Here is a 15,970-nt window from a genome sequence, read left to right as displayed (position 1 = left end):
GCCGACCGCGCGCGCTCAAGAAACCGAAGAACCGCATCAGAAGGATTGCCCCAGGCTGATGTAGAGGGCCACGGGGCGCTCGTGATTGCCCTTGATGCGGTCCATCGGGAAGGCGACGTCGACGCGGATCGGTCCGATCCCGGTGTAGTAGCGCAGGCCGAGGCCGACCGCGTAGCGGATGCGCTCGTCGAAATCGGGGAGGCTGCCGGCGAACGCCGTGCCGGCATCGATGAACGGCACGACGCCGATCGTGTCCGTGACCTTGATGCGCGCCTCCACCGAGGCTTCGAGCAGGCTGCGGCCGCCGATCGGCAGGTTGAAGGGGCCGCGCGGCCCCAGCGTGCGGTAGGGAAAGCCGCGCACCGATCCGCCGCCGCCCGCGAAGAAGCGGATATTGGCCGGGATCTCGTCGAGGTTGGCCCCCGAGATCGAACCGAAGCCGATGCGGCCGGCCAGGATGTAGCGGGCCTCGTCGTCGAAGGCGTAGTAGGTCGAGCCCTGCGCCTTGGCGACGAAGATCGACGGATCGGAGCCGAGGAACCCCGCATAGGGCGTCGCCGAGGCGGTGAGGCGCACGCCTTGCGTCGGGTCGAGCAGGTTGTCGGTGGAATCGTAGGAGACAGAGACCGGCACGCCGATCAGGCGGTAATCGACCTTGCCGAGCGCGTCCTGCGAGCGCCCGGCCTGCCCGTCGACGCCGATCTGGGCGAAGAACGTGTCGGAGAAGCGGTGCCGTATGGCCACCGTACCGCCGGCCGCATCGCTGACATAGGATTGCTGCGCCTCGCGCCCGACGAACAGGTTGGCGACGAGGTCGTTGCGGGTGCCCCAGAGGGCCGGCTTGACGAAGGTGGCGGAGAGCCGGCCGCCGAGCCCGTTCGACTCGATGCCGGCGGCCTTGCGCTGCTTCGCGTAGAGATCGTTGCCGAGGTAGTAGATGTCGGCATCGACCCGAAAGGTCTCGCCGCCGCCGAACAGGTTGCGGTTGGCGTAATAGGCCCGGATGCCCGGCCCATCGACGGTGGAGTAGCGAGCCGAGACGCCGATCAGGTTCCGCTCGCGCTCGGTGACATCGACGAAGATCGGCAGGTTGCCGGCGCCGTCCAGGGCCTCTCCCTCGCGCACCCGGACCGAGCCGAGGCCCTCGACCTTGGCCACCGAGCGGCGGATGTCCGACACGGCCTTGGGCGAGTACGGGTCCCCCGGCTCGGCGTAGATGAACGAGCGCACCACCGCCGGATCGATCCCCTGAGTGCCACGGACCGCCACCTCGCCGAGGCCGGCGATCGGCCCCGGATCGATGGTGTAGGTGACGTCCATGACGTGGGCGGCATCGTCCACCACCGGATCGCGCGTCACCGCCTTGGCGAAGGGATGGCCCAGCGCGCGGAAGCGATCGACGATCCGGGCCTCGCGCGCGAGCACGGTGGCCGAGCGGGCCGGCACCGCCTCACCGACACGGACGAAGCGCTCGGGCAGGACCTCCTCGGGGAACGGGTTGCCCCGGGGATCGCGCGCCGCCACGGAGCGCAACGTGTAGAGCGGGCCCGGATCGAGCACGACCTTGACGGGAACGAGCGCGCGCGCGCGGGACGCCTCCGCCGCCCGGGCGGCGGCGACCACGGTGCCCTCGCCCGCCAGCACGATGCCGTCGATGCGGATGGTGACCCGGCCCTGGTAATAGCCGTAGCCGGACAGCACGTCGGCGAGGCGGCGCAGGTCGGCCTCGGCCCGGCGCACCAGCCCCTCGCCGTCGGGCGGGGCCTCCTGGCGCAGGCGGTGAAGCGTCGAGGTATCCTGGAGCGCGCGCAGGACGTCGTCATCGTCCACGCCCTGGAATTTCACCGTGTAGGGCAGGGCCCCTTCACTCGGCGCAGGCGGCTCCTCCTCGGAGCCGAACAGGCCGAACAGATCGAAGGCCGCGGCCGGCCCGGCCGCCAGCCCGCCGCCGGCCAAGGCGATGGCGAGCGGCCAGGCCGCCCGCGCGATCCCGAGCCCCGACGTGTCGCGAACCCGCCCCCGGATCCACCTCACGAATGCGCGTTCCGGCGGAAACGTCCCCGCATCGGTCCCGGCCCTCGGCCGCTCCGCCGACGCTTCCTAGGTTCCGTCATACCATCCCCGTCCTCGTCCCGGCGCCATGATCCGGCAATGATCCGGCCGGGCCGTGTCGAAGGCGTTAAGCCTCTGCGTGTCCGGTTGTGTCGGGCTTGAGACTATCGATCGGCCCGCGTGCCCGCAACCGTGGCGGCCACGCGGGCGCATGTCCCGCACATCCCTGCCGCACGCGCCCATGCCGGACGTGCGTGCGGCCGGCCCGTCCGAGGCGGGTTTCATTTCCCGTCGCCGTCCGGGAACCCGGGCTCGGATTGGCGCCTTGTCTCCGCGTCGCAGGATTCCCAGATAGCCACCATCGCTCCATGGCCGGTATTCATCCGGGTTGCATACGTGCCGTACGTCAGGGCTGCCCAGCAGACCGTCGTCACGGGCGTGGCTTCGATCCCATCCCATTCCGACGACCCTGCGCCACGGTCGGCCGCGTGTTTTCAAGCGGTTTCCGGGCAGGCGATGGCAGGCCAGACAACGCTCCGAGGAGGACAACACCATGAGCACGGGCACCGTGAAATGGTTCAATGAGACCAAGGGTTACGGCTTCATTCAGCCGGACGACGGCGGCAAGGACGTGTTCGTCCACATCTCGGCGGTCGAACGCGCCGGGATGCGCAACCTGATCGAGGGTCAGAAGGTCTCCTACGAGATCGAGAACGACCGCCGCACCGGCAAGCAATCGGCCGGCAATCTCCAGGCGGCCTGATTCGGGCCTCGCCGATGTCCGATCGCTGAGGCATCGATTCAACATGTCGCAAGAAGCCGTTCGCCGAAGGGCGGCTTCTGTTGCTTCCGCGCGGTCGGTGAGGCATGGGGCTGCTGCGATGCAAGACCACCCGTTTTTTTGATTCCCTCCACGGCCCCGCGCCGCGCGTGCTCAACGCCGGACGCGAGCGACACACCACATGAGAAAGGTCAGATGGGCGCCTTCGACTACAGGAATTTCGACGATCGCCGTAAGAACTCCCTCAGCGCCAAGCAGATGCTGCTGGAAAAATTCAAGGCCCGCCCTCCGGCGGACGATCCGGAGATGATCGCCAAGGCCCAAGCCCGTGCGGAAGTCGCCCGCGCCCGTGAAGAGCGCGCTCGCGAGCGCGAGGCCGCCCGGATCGCTGCCGAGAAGGCAGCGGCGGAAGAGAAGCGTGCCCGTGAGGAGGCCGAACTGGCCGCGCAGATCGCGCGCGAGGAAGCGGAGGCCCTGGCCGCCGCCGAGCGCAAGGCCGCCGATCTCGCCGAGAAGAAGGCCCAGCGCGACGCGCGCTACGCCGCCCGCAAGGCCAAGGCCCGGCGCTGAAATCTCTCACGGGTTTCGAAACGCGACCCGTGAGACGGAACGCTCGGGATCGATGAGGGCCGGCGATCTTCGTCGGCCCTTTTTCGTGCGGTGGCGCAGCCGAAAAGCGATCAGGCCTCGGTGCTGGTCTCGGCTTCGGCTTCGGATTCCGCGGCCTCGTGGCCCTCGGCCTGCGGCTCCGTGGCCGGGCTGGACTCGTCCTCGGGACGCGGGCCGGCCTTGAAGGTGCGGCGCGGCGCGTTTCCGCGCTTCACCTGGATCGGCTTCTCGATGGCGCCGAGACGCTCGGACAAAAGCTTGGCACGCTCGTTGAAATCATTGGTCGAGCGCGACTGGGATGCACCGCTCTTGAACGCGTTTGCCACTTGGGCCTCATGGAGTTGCCCAGGGCACGGGGTCGTGCGGGGTGGGCTCCTCCTAGCATACCCCGGTGGCGGCGTCGGCCTTTATCTTACCCGTGCGGCGCCGGACCCGGATGTTTGTCCGGCGCCGCGTCGCATTCAGTCAGAAGCGCGCGGTCAGGAACAGGCGGACGTTGCGTCCGGGCAGGAGGATCTCGTCCTTCTTGAACGAGGCCGAGTTGCGGATGCGGTCGTCGAGCAGGTTGCGGCCCTGCAGGCCGAGCGTGACCTCGCTCATGCCGTAGACGGCCGGATCCAGGGGCTTGGTGTAGCTCACCTCCGCGCGCAGGTCGTCGAAGCCGGGCGTCACCGTCTCGATCGGGGCGACCTCCGTATGCGCGAAGGCGTGGAGCAGGTTCACCCGGGCGTACCAGCCGTCGGCACGCACGAAGACGCCGCCTCCGAGGCGATGCGGCGGAATGCGCGGCACGAAGGTGCCGTCGTCGAACTGGGCGCGGACGAAATCGTACTGCGCGTCGAGACCCGCAAAGCCGTTACCCACCGGGATGAGGTCGAGCTGGGCACCGATCTCGGCCCCGTAGAAGGTGGCATTGCGCTGCGAGTAGACGATCTGCTGCAATTCGTCGTCGCTGCCGCAGGAGGCGAAGTCGTCGCCGCAACGGATGCCGGTGTCGCGCTTGTAGATGAAGCCGGTGTAGCGGGTGTAGTAGCCCGTGGCATCGAGGCGGAACGGGCCTTCCGCCCGGCGGATGCTGGCCTCGACGGTGCGCGCCCGTTCCTTCTTCAGGTTGGCGTCACCGATCTCGAAGGTCTCCGTCGCGTCGTGGGCCCCGCGCGAGTAGAGTTCGAAGGCAGTGGGCGCGCGCTCCACGAAAGAGCCGTTCAGGCTCGCGACGAAGCCGTAGGGTAGATCCTGAAGAACCCCGAAGCTGGCGCTCTTCGGAGCGAACTTGCGCCGCCGTCCGGAGGCGAGGGGCTCCTCGCCGTCGATGGGCAGGAAGTCGCCCGGGAAGGCCGTGGCGGTGCCGGTGGAACGGTCGCCCTCGATGCGTCCGGCCGCCTGGAGGCGCAGGCCGCCGCCGAGCGCGAGTTCCTCGAACAGGTAGACGGCGTTGCTGCGGGAATCCGTGGGCGCGAGCAGGCCGCCGGCCTCGCCGGCGGTGCCGAGGGTGCGCCGACCCGCCTGGAGGCCGAGCGCTCCGGTGAGCGTGCCGAAGGGGAGGGCGACGGGCACGTGCTGGAACTCGACGCGCCCCTCCGCCTCGCGGTTCTTGAAGGTGGCGCGGATGCCGCTGACGCCCTGGTCGTCGAGACCGATCTCGTCGTGGCGGTAGACCGAGCCGCCGAGCCAGAACCGCACCGCCGCGATCGGACCATCGACGGGACGGTACTCGCCGCGCGCCAGGAGCCGATCCTGGCGCGGATCGAGGCGGGTGCGGCTCTCGGCAGCCTCGCCGCCGGGAATCTGATAGAGCGCGTCGTAATGGCTGTAGGACAGCCCGACGAAGCCGCGATCGCCGATGAACGACATGCCGACCGCGCCGCCCTGGCTCTCGTTGGCGGAGTTGCGCTGGATGCCGGCGGGCGTCGCGTAGCTGTCGGCGGCGGTCTTGAAGCCGTCCGCGTGGAACGCGACGTTGTCCGCGCCCGCATCCACCGTGACCGCCCCGAGCCGGCCGTTGTCGACGGACGAGTAGCCCGTCGTGGCCGAGCCGGAGATCCCCCGTGCCGGGATGTAGGTCGGTACGCGGTTGTTCTCGGCACTGACCACGCCCCCGATGGCCTGCGACCCGAACCGGAGCGAGGCCGGTCCCCGGATCACCTCGATGCGGTTGGCCACCAGCGGGTTGATCGGGACGCCGTGGTCCTCGCCGAGTTCGGAGACGTCCTGGATGCCGACGCCGTTCTCCTGGATGCGCACCCGGTTGTTGTCGAGGCCCCGGATGATCGGGCGGCTCGCGGCACCCGGCGCATAGGTCGAGGCCGAGATGCCGGGACGGTCGGCGAGCGCGTCGCCCAGGGTGCGGGGCTGGTCGCGGGCGATCTGCTCCGCCGTGACCACCGTCACGGGCGAGAAGGTGTTCGTCACCACCGGCAGGACGCCGATCGGCGGCCCCACACTCGGAATCGTGACCGGTGCGGTGGCGATCGGGCTCGGCGAGGTGACGCTGAGTTCCTCCAGCGTCGCCCGCGCCTGCTGCGCCCCGGCCGGCACCGGAGCGAGCGCCGTTCCCGTCAGGACGGCAACCGTCCAAAGCCCCCTGGATCGCCGATTCCGCATCACGCCTCTCAGAAACACGTTATAATGTTTCGTGACGCAGATGTTATAGTGTTACAAGAGAGACCCGATCGAGAAACGGCCTTCTTTCGGCCGTGTTGCCGCGCTGCACCACTCCGCGCATGCGACCGTGACGCCGCTTGCGGGACCGGACACCGCCCCTGACATGGCGAGCGGAATGTCCGTGCTCCTCTTCGTTCTCGCCGCCCTGCGCGGTCTCCTCCTCACCATCCTGGTCCTGTTCTTCCTGCCGCTGGGCACGCATGCCCTGTGGTGGATGGCGCGCGGTGCGCGCGCGCCCGATTGGGCGGTGGCGGATTGGTCGAGCGCGGGCCTTCTGAAGGCGCCCACCGCCGACGACCCCGCCCTGGTTCGCGTCTATGCCGCACGGGTCGGGCGCTGGCGCGGGATCTTCGCGCACCACAGCTGGATCGTCCTCAAGCCGGCCGGCGCCGCACGCTACACCCGGTACGACGTGGTGGGCTGGGGCCTGCCGGTCCGGACCGACGGCTGGGCCGCCGACGGGCGCTGGTTCGGCAACCTGCCCGAGACCGTGCTCGCCCTCGACGGAGATGCCGCCGGCCGGGCCATTCCCCGCATCCGCGCGGCGGTGGCATCGTATCCACACCGGGCGCTCGGCTCCTACATCGTCTGGCCGGGGCCCAACTCGAACACCTTCGCGGCCCACATCCTCGCCAGCATTCCGGGGGTCACGGATACGCTGCCGCCGACCGCCCTCGGCAAGGATTGGACGCCGCCCGGTCGCCTCGTCGCGCGGACGCCGAGCGGCACGGGCCTGCGCCTCAGCCTCGGCGGCTATGCCGGCCTCACCATCGGCTGGGTCGAGGGGGTCGAGATCAACTTTCTCGGACTGGTGACGGGCTTCGACCTGCGCCGGCCCGCATTGAAGCTCCCCGGATGGGGACGGATCGGGCCCGACTGGGGGCGGGCGGCCTGAAGGGACCGACGACACGGCCGGCGGAGGGCTGCCGGGCACGTGCCGCCGCGCGCCGCGTCGGCGTCGCGGTGTTGCCCCGCGTCCCCGTGACCGCGCGGCCTGGGCGGAACCGAGGGGGAAGCCGGAACATTGCGCAAGCATGTCCGACAGACCCGATCCGTCCGCGCCGCGTCTCGCCGCGCCGAGTCCCGATGCGCCGAGTCCCGATGCGCGACGCTCGGCCGGTGGCCTGAGGGTCAGCGTCGACCTCAACCTGTGCCAAGCCTACGCCCAGTGCTGCTACGCGGCCCCGGACCACTTCGTCCTGAGGGGACGCGAAGCGTTGCACTACGATCCGGCGCCCTCGGCATCGGTGCGCGGCGACATCGAGCGGGCCCGGATCGCATGCCCGGTCCAGGCCATTCGCGTCGAGGATGCCGGGGCCGCGCGCCGATGAGCGATGCCGAGACGCGCATCGTCGTGGTCGGCGCCTCGCTCGCCGGCCTGCGCGGCGCCGAGAGCCTCCGGCGCTCGGGCTTCACCGGACACCTGACGATCGTCGGCGCCGAGCCGCATCGGCCCTATGACCGTCCGCCCCTGTCCAAGGGGGTGCTCACGGGGGAGGTCGGAGCGGATGCGACCGCCCTGCCGAACCTCGTCGACCTCGACGCCGACTGGCGCTTCGGCACCCCGGCGACCCGCCTCGACCGCGCCCGGCGCACCGTGACCGTAGAGACCGGAGAAGCCCTGCCTTACGACCGGCTCCTCATCGCCACCGGCGCTTCCGCCCGGACCTGGCCGGATGCCGCGCAGGGGCGGTTCGCGGGCGTTCATACGTTGCGCGGGCGCGACGACGCCGACGCCCTGCGGCGCGACCTCGCGGCGGGGCCGAAGCATGTCCTCGTCATCGGCGGCGGCTTCATCGGCTGCGATGTCGCGGCCTCCTGCCGGACGCTGGATTTGCCCGTGACCCTGGTGGAGACCGGGCCGACCCTGCTCGCCGGAGTGCTGGGTGCGCATCTCGGCGCGGTGGTCGAGGCTCTGCACGCCCATCGCGGGGTCACGATCCGCAGCGGCACCAAGGTCGTGGCCCTGGAGGACGACGGCACCGGCCGGGTCGTGCGGGCGCGGCTCGCCGACGGGACGGCAATCCCGGCCGACGTGGTGGTGGTGGCCCTCGGCGCGGTGCGCAACACCGGGTGGCTCTCGGGATCCGGCCTTTCCTTCGACGCGGGCGGGCTCGATTGCGATGCCGACGGCGACGCCCTCGACGAGGACGGGCGGCCCGATCCCCGCATCGTGGCCGCCGGGGACGTCGCGCGTTTTCCCCACCCGCTCTATCCGGGCAAACCCATCGCCCTGGAGCATTGGGGTCACGCGGTGGCGCAGGGCGTCCGGGCCGGGCGGCGGCTGGCCGGGTTGCCGGAGGCCCCCTATGCCGAGGTGCCGGCCTTCTGGTCGAGCCAGGGCGGGATCACGATCAAGTCGGTGGGCCTCACGGCGGGCGCGGACGGCCTCGTGATCGCGCGAGGCGACCCGAAGGAGGGGCGCTTCCTGGCGGTCTATGGCCGCGAGGGCCGCTGCATCGCGGCCGTCGCCTTCGACTGCGCGCGCTGGCTCCCGGCCTATGCCGAGCGGATCGCCGCGCGGGCGCCGTTCCCGCCGGAACCGGGCGGGGTCGATGCCGGGCCCATGCGCGTGCTCCCGCCGGCCTTTCCCGAACCCGCAGACGAGGACGCGGCATGAGCGACGACACCCTGTTCGCGCAGGTGAAGGACGAGGCCGCCCGGCCGGACCCGTACCCGCTCTTCGCGGCGCTCCGGGAATGCCCGGTCTCGCGCCAGGAGGACGGCACCTACGTGGCCGCGACCCACGCGGCGATCGAGAGCCTGCTGCACGATCCGCGCGTCAGTTCGGAGACCCTGCCGCCGGCCGACCGGCCGAAGACCGGCAATCCGTTCAAGGATTGGCTGGTGAAGCCTTTGCGCGACCACATCACCGACACGCACCGGCCCTTCATCTTCCGCGACCCGCCGGACCACGACACCCTGCGCGCCGCCGTCATGCGGCAATTCACGCAGCGACGCGTCCAGGCAATGCGGGCGCGCTCGCACGTTCTGGTGGACGAGATCCTCGATCGTCTCGGGGATGCGAGGACGATCGATATCGTCGACGACCTCGCCTATCCGCTCCCCGTGACGGTGATCTGCGAGTTGCTGGGCATCCCGCCCGAGGACGAGGCCCGGTTCCACGCCTGGGCGACGCAGCTCGCCACCGCTCTCGAACCCGACACCCTGCAGGACGGCGCGGCGCGGGCCGAGAACAGCCGCACCTTCGATGCGATCTCCGAGTACATGCAGGGTCTGATCGCGCAGAAGCGCAAGCACCCGAAGGACGACATGCTCTCGGGGCTCGCCACCGAGGAGCCCGGCGGCGCGCCGCGCATGGGCGACTTCGACCTGATCGCCACGGCGATCCTCATGCTGGTGGCGGGTCACGAGACCACGGTCAACCTCATCACCAACGGCATGCTCGCCCTGCTGCGCCATCCCGAGGAGTTGCGGCGGCTGCGCGACGATCCGGAGCGCGCGCCGCGCGTGGTCGAGGAGTTGCTGCGCTTCGATCCACCGGTGCAGTTCCGGACGCGGAAGGCGCTGTGCCCGATCACGCTGGCGGGGGTGACGATCCCGGAGGGCGCGCCCCTGGTGCTGCTGCTCGCGGCCGGCAATCGCGACCCGGAGGTCTATGCCGAGCCGGAGCGGTTCGATCCGGACCGGATCGACAACCGCCATCTCGGCTTCGGCGGCAGCCTGCATTACTGCGTCGGCGCGCCGCTGGCCCGGTTCGAGGTCGAGGCCGCCCTGACGGCGCTCGCCCGCCGTCTGCGGAACCCTCGGCTGATCGCGGACCCGCCGCCCTACCGGCCGGGCTCGGCCCTGCGCGGACCCAAGCACCTGCGCCTCGCCATCGACGGCATCGATCCCTGATCCACGGGCGAACGGAGCCGGTCCTCACCGGAGCTGAGGCGCGCGCGCCACACCGGCCGGCAAATGCGCCGCCGTACCGCCAAAACCCGCGCGGGCTGCGCGCGATGCCTTGCCGCCAGCGCAATTGCCGGTGACCCAGACCCGAACCAGGGGCGCGACGCCCCGACCCTGCCCCTGTTCGGGATTTAGCCACCGATGCCGCGTTCGCTCTCCTCGACAGTCGCCATCCTCGCGCTCGCCGCCGGCCTCGGCGCCTGCGCCTCGCAGCGTTTCGACGGGCCTGCGCGCGGGCGGGGCAGCCTCGGCCCCCAGGCGGCGCTGGAGCCGATCGCGCCGGCCATGCCCTCCGGTCCCGTGACTTCGGCGCCACTTGCGCCGCCGCCGGGCGCCACCGCCGCGCCGGCCGACCTGCCGCCGCCGGTCGGAGCCAACGTCGCCGTCGCGCCGTCCACGCCGGTGATCGTGCCCGATCTGGGTCCGGGCATCGCCCCGGTGGCGCCGCCGCCGATCGTGGCGAGCGGGCGCTCCTCGGTGGTCGGCAGCTGGAACGCCAAGGACGCCACGGGCGCGAGCTGCAAGGTCTCGCTGTCGAGCGCGCCCGCCCTCGACCTCTACAAGGCCAGCGCCTCGAGCTGCCCGAACAAGGATCTGGCCAAGGTCACCGCCTGGGATTACCGCGACGGCGAGGTCTACCTATACCAGCCCGGCGGCACCGTCACGGCCCGCCTGCGCCAGGGCGGCGGCGCCCTCGACGGCGCCCTCTCGAAGTCCGGCGCCTCGCTCGCCATGGTGCGCTGAGCGGTCGGCGGGTTCGGGCCGGCCCCGGTCAGGGGTTGATCCGCATCCCCAGCAGGAAGGTGTTGGCGCTGAAGCTCGACCCGGCCACCGAGCTGTCGATGCGCTGGTAGATGTAGCTGCCGCGCAGGGCGAGCCAGCGGTTGAAGCGGTAGTCGAGGCGGGCCGTGGCCGAGAAGCCGCGCTCCGTGATGTTCACGCGGTCGTAGTCGTTCGACAGGTAGCTGATCCCGCCGATGAGCGAGAGGTTGCGCAGGAGGTCGTGCTGCACCTCCAGCGTCGCCGTCTGGGTCAGCACGCCGCCCGATCCCGCCACGGTGGTCTCGGTCACGCCGGTGGCCGCGTTGAGGCGCACGGTGGTGAGCGGGCTCGCGGTCCAGATCAGGGAGGCGCTGAGGATGGGCGCCGTGACGTCGCGCAGGGTCGGGTCGGCATAGGTCCGGTGCTGGAGGCCGCCGGAGATCTCGCCGGTGACGAAGCGGGTGAGCGCGAAGCTTGCGCCGCCGGACAGCGTCAGGCCGTCCGAATTGCGGCGGATGCCCGTGGAATCCACCCGCAGGTCGTAGACGCGGGTATCGGCCAGCACGTCGACGAACGGCGTGATCACGGGCGAGATCTCGTAGCCGGCGCGCAGTTGAAGCCCGTACTGGTTCAGGTTGCGGTCGCTCTGGCGCAGGATCGTGCCGTTGGACAGTTGCGCATCCTCGAACTCGGACCGGTCGAAGAGCCCGCGCACGGAGACCTGCACCCGGTTGAAGCGCTCGGTGACGCCGACCGTGGTGCCGTAGCTCGTGACCAGGGGCCGGGTGGCGACGGCCGCCGCGAGGTCGGGCGTTCCGGCGCGCTGCGTGTCGAGGACGAAGCGGCCCTCGACGTCGATGCGCGTGTCGCGGTTGGCGTCGATCCGCAGCCGGGTGACGCCCGAGCCGTTGGGCCGGCTGGCACCGTCGTTGTCGGGATAATCGATGTAGCCGCCGCGCAGGTCGCCGGTGAGCTCGCTCGACGACCAGTCGCTGCGGAAGGTCACCTCGCCATCGGTGCGCAGGGCGAGGGAGGGCTTGGCGAGGCGATTGGTGATCTGGTCGGGATTGGTGTCGTAGCCGACGCTCTGCTGGAGCGCTGGCAGGATGGTGAAGGTGCCGACCTTGATCCCCAGCGGCGCGTAGGCCTCGTCGACGGTGAGCGGCCGGCGCAGGGCGGTCCCGAGAAAGAAGCCCGGGGTCTGAACCCCGGCGAGGGGCAGCAGGGTCGGCAACGGCACGCCGATCACCGGATTGCGCACCACGGGGGTGAGGCGCAGGTCGTAGGAATTGGTCTGGGTCACCGCGCGGATGGGCTTGACCGTGGCCGAGCCGAACCGGCGCGGCGGGGCGGCGCGCAGGCGCAGGAGGTTGGTCGGCGCGCGGTTGTTGGCGCCGCTGGTCCCGCTGAAGGTGAGGGCGCTGCCCGAGCGCGAGCCGGCGAGCGGGCGCGTGGTGGAGGCGGCGCCGCCGGAGGTCTCGCCCGTCGTGGACGAACCGGCCGTGCTGCTGCTCAGGGAAGGGCTGGACGCGCCGCCGGAAAGCGCGCTGCCCCGCAAGCCGTTGCCGGACGAAAGGCCGGTCCCGGCCCCCGATTCCGTTCGGGGATCGCCGCTGCCCGAGGTCGTGCCGGAGCCCGAGCTCGTGCCCGAACCCGGATCCGTGCCTTGCACCTGGGCCGAGACCGTGCCCGGGCCGAGAACCAGGACGGCCGTCACCGCGAGCCCGGCGAGGCTCCGGTTCGACCTACCTGCGTTCGGCGCGGCACGCGTCACGGATCGGGATCTTTCCGCTGTGCTTCGCGCCGTGGGGCGCGTCGGGACGTGAGCCATCGGCGCGGATGCGCGCATGGCGGGCGCTCCGTTTCTCCGGGGAGGAGCGGGGCGCCATGGTTAACTGGGCTACAACCGACAGGGTTAACGCGGCGTCAACGGCGGCGGGGACGGGGGCCGAGGCGGTGCGGGACGGAAGCCGGGCGGGGTGTGAGCCGCCATCCGACCACATTCGCTGTCCATAGGCTCTCGATTCCGCGAGCCTTCACGGGCCCGCGCGCGACGAGAAGGATACGGGCCGGAATGGCTCCAGCAGACAACGCCCTGGCGCAGCGCCACAACTTCCCGAGCCTCGAGACCGAAACCGCACCGGCGGTGGCCTCCGCCCTGCGCACCATCGAGACGGAGCGGGACGGCCTCGCCTGCCTGATGGAGGCCATCGGCAACGGCCTCGGCGAGGCCTTCACGGCCGCCGTGGCGCGCATCGCCGGCGCGAAGGGCCGCGCCATCCTCACCGGCATGGGCAAATCCGGCCATATCGGCCGCAAGATCGCCGCGACGCTCGCCTCCACCGGGACCCCGGCCCTTTACGTCCATCCGGCGGAAGCGAGCCACGGCGACCTCGGCATGGTCCAGCCCGAGGACGTGGTCGTCGCCCTGTCCTGGTCCGGCGAGACCACGGAACTCGCCGACATCATCGGCTACGCCAAGCGCTACCGCGTCGGCCTGATCGCGATCACCTCGAACGCCGCCTCGACCCTGGGCCGCGAGGCCGATGTCTGCCTGACGTTGCCGAAGGCCCGCGAGGCCTGCCCGAACGGGCTCGCGCCCACGACCTCCACGGCGATGCAGCTGGCGCTGGGCGACGCGCTCGCGGTGGCGCTGTTGGAGCATCGCGGCTTCTCCGCCCGGGAATTCTCGATCTACCATCCGGGCGGACGCCTCGGCGCATCCCTGCGACAGGTGCGCGAGGTCATGCATACCGGCGCGCAATTGCCGGTGGTGGCGCGCGGCACCCCGATGCGCGCGGCCATCGCGGAGATCGACGCCAAGGGCTTCGGCTCGGTGCTGGTGGTGGAGGCGGACGGGCGCCTCGCCGGCATCCTCACCGACGGCGACCTGCGCCGCAACGTCTTCCGCAGCGACCTCGACAGCCTCGCGGTCGAGGCGCTGATGAGCGCCAGGCCCCGCACCGTCGCGCCCGAGACGCTGCTCGCCAAGGCGCTCGAGATCCAGGAATCGATGAAGATCACCGCCCTGATCGTGGTCGAGAACGAGTGCCCGGTGGGCCTCGTGCATTATCACGACCTCCTGCGCTCGGGCGTCGCCTGACGGAACCGGTGCATCGGCGCGCACAGGCTCGACCGGCGCCTTCCGGGTGAGGGCGCCCGCGCCTATACTCTCCGGCAGATGTCCGCAGCCTCCCGCCCCGTCCGCCGCCTCGACCCGATCCTCGTCGACCGCATCGCGGCGGGCGAGGTGGTCGAGCGGCCCGCCTCCGCCGTCAAGGAGCTCGTGGAGAACGCCATCGATGCGGGCGCGCGCAGCATCGAGGTGACGATCGAGGGCGGCGGCCGCCGCCTGATCCGGGTCGTCGACGACGGAGCCGGCATGAGCGCCGAGGACCTGACCCTGGCGGTGGAGCGCCACGCCACCTCGAAGCTGCCCGGCGGCGACCTCACCCGCATCGACACCCTCGGCTTTCGCGGCGAGGCGCTGCCCTCGATCGGCGCCGTGGCGCGCCTGACCCTCACCAGCCGGACGGCGCAGGCCGACGCGGGCGCCACCCTCACGGTGGATGCCGGCGTGAAGGGCGAGGTCCGCCCGGCCCCGAGCGCGCGCGGCACCCGCATCGAGGTGTCCGACCTGTTCTCGGCCACACCCGCGCGACTGAAGTTCCTGAAATCCGACCGCGCCGAGACCGCCGCGATCGGCGACATCCTGCGCCGCCTCGCGGTGGCGCAGCCGGGGATCCGGCTCGTGCTGCGGACCGAGAGCGGCAGCCCCCAGGTGTTCCCCGCCGAGGCCGATCCGGGTCCCGCAGCGACCCTGCGCCGGCTGACGGGCGTGTTCGGCGCGGATTTCGGTGCCAATGCCCTGGCCCTGGCGATGGCGCGCGAGGGCTTCGCGCTGTCCGGGCATATCGGCCTGCCGAGCTACCACCGGGGCGCGGCCAATCAGATCCACTTCAGCGTCAACGGGCGCCCGGTGCGCGACCGGCTGCTGCTCGGGGCCGTGCGCGGCGCCTACGCGGACACGATGAGTTCGGACCGCCATCCCGTGCTGGCCCTGGCGATCCAGTGCGATCCGGCCCTCGTCGACGTCAACGTTCACCCTGCCAAGACCGAGGTGCGCTTTCGCGACCCCGGCCTGATCCGGGGGCTGATCGTCAGCGCGATCCACGAGACCCTGCGGCAGGCGGGTCTGCGCGGCTCCACCACCGGCGCCGCCCGCACCTTGGACGCCCTTCGGCCGGCGGGATTCGCGGTCCACACGGGTGCGGGCGCCTATCCGGCTCCGGCCCCCAGCCCGCCCCGGGGACTGCCCTCCTTCGGCGCGCCGTCCAACGATCGCCAAGCGCCGTCGCGCGCGCCCGCCTTCGCGGGCCTCGCCGAGACGCCGCAGGCGGCCTTCCAACATGATTTCTCGCACCACGCCGGCGCGCGCGCCGACTTCGCGCGCCCCTCGGCGGATGTCCGCCCGGAGGCCGAGCCGGAATCGACCGAGACCGGCGCCCACCCCCTCGGCGCGGCCCGGGCACAGCTTCACGAGACCTACATCGTCGCCCAGACCGCGGACGGGCTCGTCCTCGTCGACCAGCACGCGGCGCATGAGCGCCTCGTCTACGAGCGCCTGAAGCGCGAGCGGGCACGGGGCGGCATCGCCCGCCAGGGCCTGCTGATTCCCGACGTGGTGGAGATGGCGCCGGGCGATGCCGAGCGCCTGGTGGCAGCGGCCCCCGACCTCGACCGCCTCGGCCTCACCCTGGAGGCGTTCGGCACCGGCGCGGTGCTGGTGCGGGAGGTGCCGGCGGCGCTCGCGGGTGCCTCGATCCGGACCCTCGTCACCGACATCCTCGACGCGCTCGACGAGAGCGGACTCGAGGATGACAGCCCGGACGGGACCGATGCGGGCGGCGGCCCTCTCGGGCGGCGCCTGGACGCGATCCTGTCGCGCATGAGTTGCCACGGTTCGATCCGGGCCGGACGCCGCCTGCGCCCGGAGGAGATGAACGCGCTCCTGCGCGAGATGGAGGCGACGCCGCTGGCGGGCACCTGCAACCATGGCCGCCCGACCTTCGTGGAGCTGAAGCTCCACGACATCGAGCGGCTGTTCGGCCGGCGCTAGCCTTCAGATCAAATCCAGTTGCTCCCTTCGGGGCGATCAGACGCGACGGGCTCCCCTTCTGGAAGGAG

Annotated in this window: 13 protein-coding genes; 9 read left to right on the top strand and 4 right to left on the bottom strand. The window is 71.5% G+C overall.

The features are described from left to right. Positions 1-36: 36 nt before the first annotated feature. Positions 37-1,989, bottom strand: coding sequence for an autotransporter assembly complex protein TamA (locus MKK54_RS13920; RefSeq protein WP_409564183.1), 1,953 nt, complete (start codon positions 1,987-1,989; stop codon positions 37-39). Positions 1,990-2,605: 616 nt separating this feature from the next. Here MKK54_RS13920 and MKK54_RS13915 point away from each other — a divergent pair. Both MKK54_RS13915 and MKK54_RS13910 read left to right on the top strand, forming a co-directional pair. Beyond that, positions 2,606-2,815 carry a cold-shock protein gene (locus MKK54_RS13915; protein ID WP_055952791.1) on the top strand — a complete coding sequence of 70 codons (210 nt, stop codon included), beginning with the start codon at positions 2,606-2,608 and terminating at the stop codon, positions 2,813-2,815. A gap of 213 nt (positions 2,816-3,028) precedes the next feature. Continuing rightward, positions 3,029-3,403 (top strand): DUF6481 family protein, encoded by a 375-nt coding sequence (locus MKK54_RS13910; RefSeq protein ID WP_244011653.1) that lies wholly within the window; start codon positions 3,029-3,031, stop codon positions 3,401-3,403. Positions 3,404-3,513: 110 nt separating this feature from the next. On the opposite strand, the gene MKK54_RS13905 is transcribed toward MKK54_RS13910, so the two are convergent. Both MKK54_RS13905 and MKK54_RS13900 read right to left on the bottom strand, forming a co-directional pair. Continuing rightward, positions 3,514-3,768 carry a hypothetical protein gene (locus MKK54_RS13905; protein ID WP_244011651.1) on the bottom strand — a complete coding sequence of 85 codons (255 nt, stop codon included), beginning with the start codon at positions 3,766-3,768 and terminating at the stop codon, positions 3,514-3,516. Positions 3,769-3,907: 139 nt separating this feature from the next. After that, complete coding sequence (locus MKK54_RS13900; protein ID WP_244011649.1) at positions 3,908-6,046, bottom strand: TonB-dependent receptor; 2,139 nt, start codon at positions 6,044-6,046, stop codon at positions 3,908-3,910. Positions 6,047-6,227: 181 nt separating this feature from the next. Between MKK54_RS13900 and MKK54_RS13895 the strand changes: the two genes are divergently transcribed. The 5 genes from MKK54_RS13895 to MKK54_RS13875 all read left to right on the top strand — a co-directional run bounded on the left by MKK54_RS13895 (position 6,228) and on the right by MKK54_RS13875 (position 10,765). Next, positions 6,228-7,001 (top strand): DUF3750 domain-containing protein, encoded by a 774-nt coding sequence (locus MKK54_RS13895; protein WP_244011648.1) that lies wholly within the window; start codon positions 6,228-6,230, stop codon positions 6,999-7,001. 139 nt (positions 7,002-7,140) lie between these two features. Next, on the top strand, positions 7,141-7,437 hold the full coding sequence (locus MKK54_RS13890; RefSeq protein WP_409564181.1) for a ferredoxin: 297 nt from the start codon (positions 7,141-7,143) through the stop codon (positions 7,435-7,437). Beyond that, positions 7,434-8,726, top strand: a complete 1,293-nt coding sequence (locus tag MKK54_RS13885) for an NAD(P)/FAD-dependent oxidoreductase (RefSeq protein ID WP_244011645.1) — start codon at positions 7,434-7,436, stop codon at positions 8,724-8,726. The genes MKK54_RS13890 and MKK54_RS13885 overlap by 4 nt, the downstream gene beginning before the upstream one ends. Then, a complete protein-coding gene (locus tag MKK54_RS13880) occupies positions 8,723-9,967 on the top strand; it encodes a cytochrome P450 (protein ID WP_244011643.1) in 1,245 nt (414 codons plus the stop codon). The genes MKK54_RS13885 and MKK54_RS13880 overlap by 4 nt, the downstream gene beginning before the upstream one ends. Positions 9,968-10,162: 195 nt before the next feature. After that, positions 10,163-10,765: an AprI/Inh family metalloprotease inhibitor gene (locus MKK54_RS13875; RefSeq protein WP_244011641.1), complete on the top strand. Its 603-nt coding sequence runs from the start codon at positions 10,163-10,165 to the stop codon at positions 10,763-10,765. Positions 10,766-10,793: 28 nt separating this feature from the next. Here the strand turns inward: MKK54_RS13875 and MKK54_RS13870 are convergent, their stop codons facing one another. Continuing rightward, positions 10,794-12,557 carry an outer membrane beta-barrel protein gene (locus MKK54_RS13870; RefSeq protein WP_244011638.1) on the bottom strand — a complete coding sequence of 588 codons (1,764 nt, stop codon included), beginning with the start codon at positions 12,555-12,557 and terminating at the stop codon, positions 10,794-10,796. A gap of 300 nt (positions 12,558-12,857) precedes the next feature. Between MKK54_RS13870 and MKK54_RS13865 the strand changes: the two genes are divergently transcribed. Together MKK54_RS13865 and mutL are read left to right on the top strand one after the other, a co-directional pair. After that, on the top strand, positions 12,858-13,886 hold the full coding sequence (locus MKK54_RS13865) for an SIS domain-containing protein (protein WP_244011636.1): 1,029 nt from the start codon (positions 12,858-12,860) through the stop codon (positions 13,884-13,886). Positions 13,887-13,964: 78 nt separating this feature from the next. Beyond that, complete coding sequence (gene mutL, locus MKK54_RS13860; RefSeq protein WP_244011634.1) at positions 13,965-15,902, top strand: DNA mismatch repair endonuclease MutL; 1,938 nt, start codon at positions 13,965-13,967, stop codon at positions 15,900-15,902. Positions 15,903-15,970 lie beyond the last annotated feature (68 nt).

This window comes from Methylobacterium sp. J-068 (genome assembly GCF_022829445.1).
Taxonomy (GTDB): domain Bacteria; phylum Pseudomonadota; class Alphaproteobacteria; order Rhizobiales; family Beijerinckiaceae; genus Methylobacterium.
The sequence above is the reverse complement of the archived record's forward strand: the minus strand, read 5'-3'. Positions and strand labels throughout refer to the sequence as shown.